This is a genomic window from Ruminiclostridium hungatei (assembly GCF_002051585.1).
In the GTDB taxonomy this organism is placed as follows: Bacteria; Bacillota; Clostridia; order Acetivibrionales; family DSM-1351; genus Ruminiclostridium; species Ruminiclostridium hungatei.
This window is the reverse complement of the sequence record NZ_MZGX01000012.1, coordinates 45,748-58,257: the sequence shown is the minus strand read 5'-3', so window position 1 is coordinate 58,257 and position 12,510 is coordinate 45,748. Positions and strand designations below refer to the sequence as shown.

The 12,510-nt window shown below is 46.0% G+C and carries 10 protein-coding genes; 4 read left to right on the top strand and 6 right to left on the bottom strand.

What is annotated here, in order from left to right; translation table 11 throughout:
* Nucleotides 1-64 precede the first annotated feature (64 nt).
* From CLHUN_RS10225 to CLHUN_RS10210, 4 genes are all read right to left on the bottom strand, one after another.
* Complete coding sequence (locus tag CLHUN_RS10225) at nt 65-856, bottom strand: inositol monophosphatase family protein (protein WP_080064494.1); 792 nt, start codon at nt 854-856, stop codon at nt 65-67.
* The gene (locus tag CLHUN_RS10220) at nt 857-2,569 is read right to left on the bottom strand and encodes an AMP-dependent synthetase/ligase (protein ID WP_080064493.1); all 1,713 of its coding nucleotides are present in this window, start codon (nt 2,567-2,569) and stop codon (nt 857-859) included.
* 151 nt (nt 2,570-2,720) lie between these two features.
* The gene (locus CLHUN_RS10215; RefSeq protein WP_080064492.1) at nt 2,721-3,509 is read right to left on the bottom strand and encodes a dihydropteroate synthase; all 789 of its coding nucleotides are present in this window, start codon (nt 3,507-3,509) and stop codon (nt 2,721-2,723) included.
* On the bottom strand, nt 3,506-5,269 hold the full coding sequence (locus CLHUN_RS10210; RefSeq protein WP_080064491.1) for a bifunctional homocysteine S-methyltransferase/methylenetetrahydrofolate reductase: 1,764 nt from the start codon (nt 5,267-5,269) through the stop codon (nt 3,506-3,508). Before CLHUN_RS10210 ends, CLHUN_RS10215 begins: the two co-directional genes overlap by 4 nt.
* Nucleotides 5,270-5,494: 225 nt before the next feature.
* Between CLHUN_RS10210 and CLHUN_RS10205 the strand changes: the two genes are divergently transcribed.
* Nucleotides 5,495-5,671, top strand: a complete 177-nt coding sequence (locus CLHUN_RS10205; protein ID WP_080064490.1) for a YjfB family protein — start codon at nt 5,495-5,497, stop codon at nt 5,669-5,671.
* Between the two features lie 2 nt (nt 5,672-5,673).
* Here CLHUN_RS10205 and sdaAA read toward each other — a convergent pair whose 3' ends face one another.
* On the bottom strand, nt 5,674-6,546 hold the full coding sequence (gene sdaAA, locus CLHUN_RS10200; protein WP_080064489.1) for an L-serine ammonia-lyase, iron-sulfur-dependent, subunit alpha: 873 nt from the start codon (nt 6,544-6,546) through the stop codon (nt 5,674-5,676).
* 15 nt (nt 6,547-6,561) lie between these two features.
* Nucleotides 6,562-7,242, bottom strand: a complete 681-nt coding sequence (gene sdaAB, locus CLHUN_RS10195) for an L-serine ammonia-lyase, iron-sulfur-dependent subunit beta (protein ID WP_080064488.1) — start codon at nt 7,240-7,242, stop codon at nt 6,562-6,564.
* A gap of 218 nt (nt 7,243-7,460) precedes the next feature.
* Here sdaAB and CLHUN_RS10190 point away from each other — a divergent pair, with 218 nt between their 5' ends.
* The 3 genes from CLHUN_RS10190 to CLHUN_RS10180 all read left to right on the top strand — a co-directional run bounded on the left by CLHUN_RS10190 (nt 7,461) and on the right by CLHUN_RS10180 (nt 12,495).
* A complete protein-coding gene (locus CLHUN_RS10190) occupies nt 7,461-8,036 on the top strand; it encodes a TetR/AcrR family transcriptional regulator (RefSeq protein ID WP_080064487.1) in 576 nt (191 codons plus the stop codon).
* A gap of 16 nt (nt 8,037-8,052) precedes the next feature.
* A complete protein-coding gene (locus CLHUN_RS10185) occupies nt 8,053-10,056 on the top strand; it encodes an MFS transporter (RefSeq protein WP_080064486.1) in 2,004 nt (667 codons plus the stop codon).
* 261 nt (nt 10,057-10,317) lie between these two features.
* Nucleotides 10,318-12,495: a family 10 glycosylhydrolase gene (locus CLHUN_RS10180; protein ID WP_080064485.1), complete on the top strand. Its 2,178-nt coding sequence runs from the start codon at nt 10,318-10,320 to the stop codon at nt 12,493-12,495.
* Nucleotides 12,496-12,510: the final 15 nt, after the last annotated feature.

Genomic DNA, 12,510 nt, shown 5'->3' with positions numbered 1-12,510 from the left:
GAATTTTGGACACAAAAAAACACCCGGATTAACCTGTAAAAGTTATCCGAGTGCCGTCATGCTGCTACTTGTCCCTTAGGATATTATTAAGTTCCCGGTGTATATGTCCGTTTGATGCTATGGCAGAGGCCTTATGTACATAACTCAGACTGTTACCGTCCCAATCGGTAATACAGCCTCCCGCCTCCTCCAGAACCACCGAGGCCCCGGCATAATCCCAGGGTTGGAGCTCCATTTCATAAAACCCGTCCATCCTTCCGGCAGCCACATTGCATATATCCAGTGCGGCACAGCCCGAGCGCCTGACATCCCTGCATTTAAGAAAAATGTTTTTTGTCACCCTGAAGGTTTCATCAGCCTTTCCCTTATCATATGGAGAAGTGCCGAAGGTAATCAGGCTGTCACCAAGGGTTCTGCTGCCTGTCACGGCTATGGGCCTCCCATTGACAAAGGCACCTTTTCCCTTGCGGGCTGTAAACAGCTCCTGCAGGTAGGGATTGTATACAATTCCGGCATAGGGTATGCCGTCTGCCACCAGCCCCAGAGCTATGCATGAATATTTATAGCCGTACATGAGGTTTGTGGTCCCATCTACGGGGTCAAGAATCCACGTATACTTTCCCAGGGTAAAATCGTTGGCTTTGGTTTCCTCTGCAATAATATTGCTGTTTGGAAGAATACCACACAAGCCCTTGATAACTTTTTCCTGTACCATTAAATCAATCTCTGTGACAAAATTAGCATCACCGCTTTTGGTGATGATCTCCCTGCCCTCCATGTCGGAAAGCAGAAGAGCGCTTACTTCCCTGACCAGCTTCTCAGCCTGGTCCAATGCGGTATCCAATAAACTCTCCATCTATTTTTTCAACTCCTGATATCTCTTTATCTTTTTGGTTGTTGTCTTTTCAAATTCAGTGTCCCTCAATGTAAACTCCTTGACATATTTGTAAGTCACAAGTTCTTTGTTTATCCTCTTGACCTCCGAACTGATTATGGAATGAACATCCATCTGCGGAAGCACATTGTTGGCCATATCCTCTTCAATCTTTTCCTTGTCGGGTACAATCTGGGCACAGACTATAACATCATCCTTCCCGTCCGTACCGTAAACCAGGGACTCTTTGATATAATCACTCCTGTTCAAAAGTGTCTCAATCTCTTCAGGGTACACATTCTTTCCGTTTTTTGTTACAATGACATTTTTCATTCTTCCTGTTATATGAATAAAACCGTCGGAATCCAAAAAGCCCATATCACCGGTATAGAACCAGCCGTCTCTTATGGCGGCGTCTGTTGCCTCTTTATTTTCATAATAACCGGACATGACACTTGGTCCCTTGACCTTTATTTCACCCACGCCTTCATTGTCAGGCATGTCTATAACAACACTCAGCCCCGGCAAGGGAAGTCCTGCCGCATCGTCCTTAAACCAGCAGTCCCTGTTCAAGCCCACAATGGGTGCACATTCAGTGAGGCCATAGCCCTGTACCAGCTTTATGCCTATTTCCCGGAACCCCCTTGAAACCTGTGGGTCAATGGCTGCTGCACCGCTGATGAACATCCTCAGATGCCCGCCCAGTGCATCGTGAATTTCGGCAAACAGCTTTCTGCGGATATCAAAACCAAACACTCCCGCAAGCTTGCTCAGCCTTATTCCCATTTTGAGCTTTCCCGGTCCGCCCGGCTTTTTGGCTACCTGGTTCATCAACTGCTTGTAAATTGACTCGAAAACAAGCGGTACCCCATTCATCATTGTACAGCCCGATTCTCTGAGGTTCTTCACTATATGCCGGAGTCCTTCGCAAAAAGCCACCGTGCAGCCTCTGTACATCTGACAGAGAAAACCGCAGGTACACTCATAGGTATGGTGCATGGGCAGCACCGAAAGAAATACGTCCTTATCGTCTATATAAAGCATGGAGCACATGGCCATGAGGTTTTCCGCAATATTCCTGTGGGACAGCATGACTGCCTTGGATTTGTCGGTAGTACCCGAGGTAAATAATAAGATATTCATGGCCTCTCTATCCACCTCTGCCTCAGTAAAATCTCTGTTTCCCTGGTCCAGAAGCTCGTACCCTTTTTTTATCAGACCCGAATATGCTATCTGGCCATTTGAATCCTCATCTGCATCCATGTTGATAAAATACTTGCAGCTTGTAATATTCTTAGAAATATTTTCAATATTTCCAGAAACCGCTCCCGAAAAAATAATCGCATCTGCATGGCTTCTTTGCAGACAGTTCTCAACTTCATTCTGTGGAAGTTCCTTGTCAAGGGGAACTATTATTCCTGTTCCGTTGCAGGCCGCCAGGTATGAGGTTGCCCATTCATATCTGTTCTCACCTATCAAAGCAATTTTCTTACCCTTAAGACCAAGACTCATCAAAGCTGTCCCCAAAGCGTCAATATCTTCCTTGAACTTTTTAAAGGACACGGGAACATAGTCGCCGCCAGTCCTGGGCTTTACCAGGAATGCAGCCTTATCTGCATATATCCTTGAGCTCTGTTCAATCATATCCTTCAGATCCGAAATCTTTCTTACTTCATACAACGGTTTGTTTTTCATTGACGGTACTCCTCCGATTTGCAAATTAGTGCTTAACAATTTTTCGTAAACATTTTATCACATATAAGCTTATCTTAATAGCATAATATTATTAAGCATCTATGGCAAATGGAAGGTTTGCTCAAACATGGATAACAGTGCCAATCGACCTTTATTTCTTACTTCTGAAATAGGTCAGGTATTCCATACAAAATTCGTCCTTACCGGCAATCATTTCGGAAATAAATATCGTACTCTGTATTTGTTCATTTGTTATGTCAACTATGCCGCTGTCCAGGCCTGCATAAATTGCCGTATTGAGAAAGGCCGCATTTATATCCGGCCTTTTTGGCAAGCCAAAGGATACATTTGATACCCCGCATATAATATGAATATCAGACTGTGCTTTCCTCAAAGCCGCTATTGTATCAATGGTCGTTTTTGCATTCTCATTTTCCACCGCAAGGGCTTCCGCCAAAACATCAATATATATCTTGTCCTCCGGAACTCCTGCCTCCTGAAGTATTTCCACAAGCTTCAACGAATTTTCCAGCCTTTTTTCGGAGGTTTTTGGAATTCCGTCCTTATCTATGGGCAGGCCCACAATACCGCATTTGTGGCTTTTTACAACAGGCAGCAGCTCATTTATCCTGTCCTGAAGTGTTATTGAGTTGATAATCACATCTCTGCCGGTTATCCGGCCAATTGCCTTTTCTATTACCGCGGGGGAAGGGGAATCCAGCATTATACCGCAATCGGTGCTTTCCAGTACGATACCCAGCACATATTCCAGCATTTCCGTTTCCTGCTCTCTGAAAATCGCCGTATTGATATCCAGGTAATTTGCACCTGCCTCCTGCTGAGCAACGGCAATTTTTTTAAGTTCTTCGCTATTCCTGGCTTTCATGAGCTCAAAAATCCTTGGAATGGAGCTGTTTAACTTTTCACCTACAATAATCATTCATTTATCTCCTTAATACTTTTAATCAACCGGCATACCACTTGAATCCTCTTAAGCGGGGTCATTATGTAAAAACCGGATACATGTCCATATAATTTATTTATACACTTCAGAGAGTGTTCTATACCAAGCAGCTCTGCTTCCTCCCTGCTCTTGTCACGAAAGCTTTCTACGGTGTCTTCGTCGATTTCTATTCCGGGAACCTCATTATTAATAAATTGGGCATTCTTATAGCCCACTATGGGCATTATACCTGCAAAAACCGGCACCTTTAATTCCTCTATCGCTCTTATGGTATTATTTACAGCCGCTTCGGTATATATGGCCTGTGTCAGGAAAAAGCTTATTCCGTTTTCAAGCTTTTTGGCAGAACGTCTCAGTTCCGCATCAAAATTGGGGGCATTTACATTTAATGCCCCGCCGATTTCAAAGGAAGCCTCTCCGAATATGTTGGCATTCAGACTGGAAACGTAATTTGCCAGGTTTGAGGAGTTCATGCTGAACACACCCTTAATATCCTTCCTCTCAATATTTGCAATGGGATCGCCGGTAACCACAAGTATGTTTCTTATACCCTCAATATTCAAAGCCAGCAGGGTTGCCTTTATACCCAGCAGGTTCTTATCTCTGCAGGTAATATGCGGCATGGCAGGCAAGCCTGCCTCCCTCTGCAGTTTTGCAGCCATGATTGAGCTGTCTGCCCTGGCCTTAGCCAGCGGGGAATCTGCTATGGTTATCATATCCGCACCGGCTTTTTTCAGCAGGAAGGCGTCTCTGAGCATATACTCCCAATTGGTATCAAAAGGCGGGTCTATTTCCACCAGTATGGGCTTTTTCTCAGAAACCAGCCTGCGGAGCAGCGGCTTATCTCCGGTTTTGCCTGTGGCTTTGCCGCTCTGTTGTTCCGGACTGCCCGCGGTGCTTATGTTGTCTGCAAGCAGTTTTGCAGTGACAGCTATGTGGTGGGGAGTTGTTCCGCAGCAGCCTCCCAAAATCCTTACTCCCATGTTCTTCAGTTCCAGCATTTTGCCGGCAAAATACTGGGAATTGTCCACGTAAACGGCTCTTCCGCGCTCCGAGGCAGGGTATCCCGAATTTGGCATTATGCTCAAAAGCCTGCCGTCAAGCTCCAGGGAGCTTACCAGCCTGCACATATGAGCAGGACCGCTTATGCAGTTAAAACCGCAGGCATCAACCAGCCCGCTTGCATTAACCCTGTTGAAAATATCCTGATAAAACAAGCCTTCCTTGGTATACCCATCGGGATAAACGGCAAAGGAAGCAATTATCCCTGCACTTGGTTTTTTTAACCGTATATATGCAGAAATTTCAAGAACAATATCATATTGCGGAAAGGTTTCAAAGAGAAAATTCTCAGCACCGCAGGAGAGAAAAATATCCGCCAGCTTTTTGTATTCTTCCTCCTGGTCAATAACCTGGGCGGAGGGGATGGGGCCGATATCTGCAAAAACAGCCACTTCCCTGTTTCCAGCGGCACTCAAGGCAATTTCAAAACCTTTTTTTATGATCAGTTCCACCTCTGCCTGCTCACAGGACAATGAAAACCTGTTGGCAGCAAAGGTATTTGTTTTAATGGCATTGGCCCCGGCTTCAATATATTCCTTATGTATCTCAAGAATTGCCTGGCTGTGTGTCAGATTAGCGGCCTCACAAGCAATCTCCCCGTTGTATTTGGATGAATAATAGGTCCCCATGGCACCATCAAACAGAAAATAGTCCTTACCTTCAAATATATTCATAACAGCACATTTCCTTTGCTTTAAAGACGAAAGACAGGGAAAATCCATATCCTGCACGCCTTATATCCTTTGAATCATTATACGTTTAGTTGCTGCGCCAGTCAAGAAACGTAGCACGAGGGTTCCATGAGGTTCAATGAAAACCGGTATTATACCCAATGGTTATTGTGGTTTTTATTTAAAGAGTGTAAAATAATGAATATACCTGTAAAGGAGTTGTGTCATATGGATATTGCCGCATTGTCAGTTTTGAAATCCCATGCCTCCATGGGCCAGGCTGTGGGCCTTGCCATAGCAAAGCTCTCTATGAACACGGCAGAGCAGGCCTCTGAAGCCATGAAGAAAATGATGGAACTTAGCGTCAATCCCAATCTTGGGGCCAAGTTTGATCAAAGCGTGTGATTCTATTTTCCAAAAATACGGGCGGCTATGCCCTTTGCAGTTTCTGTGGCAGCAATGCCTCCCATGGCTGTTTCCCTCAGTTGATAAGGCAGCATTTTTCCCACCTTGTACATGGCCTCCACCACCTCGTCAAACGGAATATTGCTTTTGATGCCCGAAAGGGCCAGGTCGGCGGAAGTAATCGCATTTACAGCCTGGGACGCATTTCTTTTTGCACAGGGAACTTCAACAAGGCCGGCAACCGGATCGCATATGAGCCCCAGAATATTTTTAAAGGCTATTGCCGCGGCGTTGAGGCTCATCTCAGGTGTACCGCCGGCCAATTCAACAGCGGCGGCGGCACTCATTGCAGCGGCAGCACCGCATTCTGCCTGGCAGCCTCCCTCTGCTCCGGCAACGGTGGCATGCTTTACTATGATTGCTCCTATGCCGGAGCAGGTAATCAGTCCCCTTACAGCGCTTTCCTCTCCCAGACCCAGCTTCTCGCACACAGATATAACAACCGCAGGCACTATCCCGCAGGAGCCGGCCGTGGGTGCCGCACAAATCCTGCCCATGGAAGCGTTTACCTCACAGGAGGAAAGCGCTCTGGCCATAACTTTTCCCATGAACTCTCCTGACAAGGTTTTTCCTGTTCCGGAGAAAGCATTTATCCTTCCGGAATCTCCCGAAATCATACCGCCCACAGTTTCCAGCGGTTCCTTCAACGCTCTTTGAGCCGACTCCTTCATGACCAGGAATCTTTTTCCCATGGCCTCCAGTATCTCCTGCTCCGACTTTCCCGAGTTCTCCATCTCATTTTCAATGATAATATCCGACAGTCTCGAATTTCTTGCCGCCGCCAGCTCCAAAAGTTCTTTTCCATTGCCGTACATAAGCCCTCCCCGGCATCAGATGCCTTTCTCCACAGCAAAATTCATAACCTTCACATCATCTACATATTTTATTTCCGAAAGCCGTTCAATGATTGACAGGGAAATCCTGTCGTCGGTCTCAATTATTGTGGAGGCTTCAGAGCCCTTCCCCTTTCTGCTGACCCGCATAACTGCGATATTAATATTGTTATTTGCCAATAAAGCGGTTATCTCGCTGATAACGCCCTTCTTATCCCTCATTTTTATAATTATTACGGGATTTTCCGCAGTTATTTCCACCTCAAAGCCGTCTATATTGGTTATGAGAATACTGCCTCCCCCCACAGAAGCGCCTGTAATCCTGTGCTGACGGTTATTGCTGCCGGTTGTCTCCACAAGCACCGTATTTTCATGTGCGTCGGACAGTTCCACCTCCCTGAACCGGTACTCCATACCTTTCTCCCGGGCAATACTAAAAGAATTGCGAATATCCTCATCATCCTCCCTCATCCCCAGTATGCCTGCCACAAGCGCCTTATCGGTGCCATGCCCTTTATAGGTTTTTGCAAAGGAGCCGTGAAGTCCGAATACGACGCTGACTACATCCTCATCCGCCACAGCTCTGGCTATGCGTGCAATTCTTGCAGCTCCGGCCGTATGAGAGCTGGAGGGACCTATCATAACAGGGCCCAACACTTCAAAAATGCTTGTTTCCATATTTGTCACCCTTCCTTTTCTGAAGCCTTTAAAATTTAATCAAAGGTTATGTAGAAAATTTTCTGCCCCTTCGCAGTACATCCGCAGTCCGCATATATAATTTGCCCGTTTTTTCAACAAATAATATTTATACCTGTGGAAATAGTATTGCAATTTGTATTGCAAAAAAGTATAAGAGGGAATATAATGAACATTGTTCATAAAAAAGGAGATGAATCATGCCTAAAAACCTAACCAATGTAAAAGAGGATATTCTGGCTGTCACACGTCAGATGATAAAAGAAACGGGCTATTCCGAACTGAATATACGGAATATAGCCGCGCGGTGCGGTGTGGCCACAGGAACCGTATATAACTACTACAGCTCAAAAAACCAGATAATTGCCGAAATACTTTTAAACGAATGGAACCTCATGTTAAGAAGGGTGGACCAGAGTACCAGGCACTCTGCACCCCGGATTGACAAGCTGAAAATCATATATGATGAACTGAATAATTTTATGATCAATGTTCATGGAAAGTGGTTTCAGACTCATCCTGTTGAAAATACTGAAGAAATGAATGTGAGCAAGCTCAATGAGAAGAGAAAGCTGCTGCGGAATCAAATATCCGAAAAGGTCCTTGCCCTTGTACAGCCGGCGGCCGAAAAAAAACAGCACTCCCGGGAGGCTGTGGATATCAGTGATATTATAGCCCACGTACTCATTTCATACTCAAATGAAGAAGCTGAGTTCAGCAGACTCAAGCCGGCACTGGCAGCTCTGCTGGAACAACTGGCAGATGCGAGCATTTAGTAAAGGAGACTTTTTTATGCCACTGGACAGCAATCCGGCAAAACCGAAGCTTGGAATGATAATGTTCCTGTATATGCTGGGAATATTTATGGGAGCCATTGACACCGGAATCATAACCCCTGCCAGAACAGTCATACAGGCCAATCTTGGAGTTGGAGACAAACTGGGCATCTGGATGATTACCATTTTCACACTGGCTTATGCGGCTTCCATTCCCGTATCAGGCAAACTGGCCGACAGGCTGGGAAGAAAGCAGGTCTATCTGGTCTGTATAAGCTTGTTTGGAATAGGTTCGCTTATCTGCGGCCTTTCCGCAAACTTCAGCAGTTTTCCCATGCTCCTGACCGGCCGCGTTATACAGGCAGTGGGAGGCGGAGGAATAATGCCCATAGCCAATGCAGAGTTTGGAACAACCTTCCCCGAGGACAAAAGGGGTATGGCTCTGGGACTTCTGGGGGGAGTATACGGGCTTGCCAACATACTTGGTTCATCGCTGGGAAGTGCAATTCTGGATATCTTCGGTATTGAGAACTGGCAGTTTCTGTTTTACATAAACCTGCCCATCAGTATTGTTATTATCATTTTCGGAATAATTTTCCTGCCTTTGAACAAAAATAGCCACCAGCCTGGAAAAATAGACATATTAGGTACCATAGCAATTATCTGCATGATAATGTCTTTGATATACGGACTTAAAAACATTGACTTTTTCAACTTCACAGCCACCTTGCGGACCACAGCCGTTTACCCCTTCCTCCTTTTATTCCTGCTGCTTTTGCCGGTATTTGTATTCCTTGAGAGACGGGCACAGGACCCTGTTCTCAATCTGAAATACTTCACCTCGCCAAAGGTGCTGATTACTCTGGCAGCAGGCTTTTTCACAGGTATTTGCATGATGGGGATGATATTCGTACCTCAATTTTCGGAAAATGCACTCTGTATAGCAACCGGCAAGGGAGGATATTTTGTAACGATACTGGGTCTGTTTACTGCCATCGGCGCCCCTTTGAGCGGCAGGCTGGTGGATAGGCATGGCGCCGGCAAGGTACTGGCAGGAGGCTTTGTTGTATCTCTGGCAGGCTCACTTTTTCTTGCCTTTGTGGCAACCGGAGCAAACAACCTGGCCACAGTACTTATAAGTCTGGCCCTTATTGGCACAGGTCTGGGCTTTGTCATGGGCTCACCCCTCAATTACATGATGCTGGGCAATACAAAAAAGGAGAATGCAAATTCGGCACTGGCCGCTCTTTCACTGGTAAGGTCCATAGGAACGGTTATTGCCCCCTCAATCATGATAGGCTTTATCTCCCAGGCGGGAATTGCAGCCCAGCAGGAGCTGCTTGTACTGCTCCCCCAGCCAACAGCGCCGGTAATATCCCAGGCAGTGGAGCTTAAGAAAACCCTTGAGGACATGAAGAAGGAGCCCAGAATGGCCGCCATGCTTAAGGACGTAGAAATCCCGGAGCTGAGCAAGGTCAACGGTATGAGATTTGATGCAGGCGGCACCGGCAGCCTGCCCAGGGAGCTTTTAAGGTCTTTGCAGTCCTCTGATGTGACAAATATAACTGAAAAGGCAAAGGAGCTATCCGTTTACATGTACGATCGGAATACTCCCCAGGTTATTGAACAAATCCAGACAGGCCTGCAGAAGGGAATTGACGGTATCAGCAAGGGAATTTACGGAATTGACGCGGCTATATCACAAATGGAAGGTGAAGCCGTAAATAATAACCAGTATGCCATGGCCGCAGCAGTAACCACCATGAAAAACCAGAGGTCTGTTATGACGGACTCCATGGCCAAAATGGAGGAATTGAGAAAAATAGTTCCAGGTGCCTTTGAAGACGCAAAAAAGGATTACCTGGCAAAAATCGAAAGTATGCAGCCACAGCTTCAGAAATCCTTTCAGAGCTCATTAAGCAAAGGCTTCAGACAAATGTATCTGACAGTGGCAGTGTTCTGTATCCTTTCCATACTTCTGCTGCTTATGTACCGCGAGCCTTCCGGAAAACGGGAATAGCAAAGCATCTGTAAGGAGCCGGGATTTTATATCTCCGGCTCTTTACATTTTATTTACACTATTGTGCATAGCATTGACGTTGGCTGTGTCCATACCTTAACATATAGGCATGGACTTTAATTTGGCAGGTACTTTATCAGCCTTTGCCTATTTTATGTAAACCATAATACTCCTTTCACTTTACTTTACAAACATTTTCTTAAGAGACTATACATCAAAAATATAAAAAAACAGGGTCAAGGTTATATTCGGGGGGACAAAATGAATAAAAATCGCATTCCGGTACAGGTCATAAAAACAACACTGGTACTCCTTATCTGCCTGCTGCTTCCTTTTCAGGTTCTTGCAGCAGCCTGGGATGCCTACGCCAAATATATACCGGACTATACTCCTGTAACCAAAAGCCAGTTGCGCGGTGCCTGGATAAGCACAGTGGTAAACCTGGACTGGCCCTCCTCCAAAACTAAAGCAATTACCGACAGCAGCCTAAGAATTCAAAAATCCAAGGAAGAACTGATAATATTATTGGACAAGGCTGTTTCCCTTAATATGAATGCGGTATTTTTACAAGTGCGTTCCACAAGTGACGCCTTATATAAATCCGAGCTGGTGCCCTGGTCACGGTATCTTACGGGAACCTTCGGGAAAGACCCCGGCTTTGATCCCTTGCAGTTTGCCATTGAAGAGGCTCACAAAAGGAATCTTGAACTGCATGCCTGGTTTAACCCCTACAGAGTATCCATGGATACAAGCGAAGCAACCAAAAGCTCTCTCAATATTTCCAAAAGTGTTTATAAGGAGCATCCGGACTGGATCAGAACTGCCAGCAGCAGGTTTGTTATAGACCCGGGAATTCCCGATGCCAGAAAATGGGTTGAAGACTGTGTTATGGAGGTTGTAAATAAATACGATATAGACGGAGTACACTTTGACGATTACTTTTACTATGAGGCTGTAACAAATGAAATGGGAGACGACGCGACCTTTCAGAAATACAACAATGGGCAATTTGCAAAAAAGGCGGATTGGAGAAGGAACAATACGTATCTTCTGGTAAAGGAACTATCCTCCAAAATCCGGGCTGCAAAGCCCTGGGTCAAATTTGGTGTCAGCCCCTCCGCTATCTGGCGCAATAAAAAGGATGACCCGGCAGGTTCAGACACAAATTCCTCCTACACAAACTATGACAAATGCTATGCGGATACCCGGAAATGGGTAAACGAAGAGCTGATAGATTATATCTGCCCCCAGATATACTTCACTTATGCAAATCCGGCTGCTCCCTATGGCGTTCTGGCGGACTGGTGGGCCAAAACAGTACGGAATAAAAAGGTGCATTTATATATAGGGCAAGCCCTATACCGGGTGAATGAGGGAAGCACTTCCAGTGACAAGGACTTTTCCATTGAAAACGGAGTGCCTGAAATGTCCCGTCAGATAAAGCTTAATACTGTCCATCCTGATATAAAGGGCAGTGTCATGTTCAGAATGAATAATTTTTTTGAAAGCCCCAGACAGGCTGCTGTAGCTGCCTTGCAGACTGATTTGTGGTCTTCCCGGGCCCTTGTTCCCGTCATGCCCTGGAAGGGCGGGCGCGCCCCCGGCATTCCCGCCGGAGGTGCTATTGGTTCAAACCCGGCAGGCATAAAGCTCACCTGGACGGACAACGACACTGCAACAGCGTATTTTGCAATATACAGGTACTCAAGCAGCGAAACCCCGGACATAACCTCGGATGAGAGTTCAAAAAGGCTTATTGCCACCGTAAGAAAAACAGCTTCCGGAATACAGCAGTTTACCGATACCTCCGGAATCTCAATGAATGGAGTCACCTATGTGGTTTCCTCCCTGGACAGGCTCCATAACCAGAGCAAGGGACTTATAATAAACAATAAGTCCAGGTATTTCAACGATGTGGGGCAAAATGTATACTGGGCTATAGAAGCCATTGACAGGCTGTACGAAAAAGGTGTGGTTGCAGGTGCAGGCCAGAATGCCTTCCTGCCCATGAGCAACACTAAACGCGGTGACTTTCTGCTCATGCTGACAAAGGCCTTGGAGCTGAAGGGAGAAGCAGGAAATAACTTTACGGATGTACCCCTGGACTCGTATTACTATAATGCCATTGGAGCTGCAAAGTCCCTGGGGATTACGGCAGGTACGGGAAACGGGAAATTTGAGCCAAAAGCAAACATATCAAGACAGGATATGCTGGTGCAGGTATATAAGGGGGTACAGGCTGCGGGCATTTCCCTGGCACCTGCCTCCGGCTCTGAGCTTGGCAAATTTACCGATGCCTCACAGGTCAGCAGTTATGCAAGGGAAGCCCTGGCGGTTATGGTCAAAAACGGCATAGTGAGCGGTTCCGGCTCAAAACTAAACCCAAGAGTCATGGCCACCAGAGCAGAAATTGCTGTTGTCCTGTCTAAACTGAAATAAACGGGAAGGACAGAT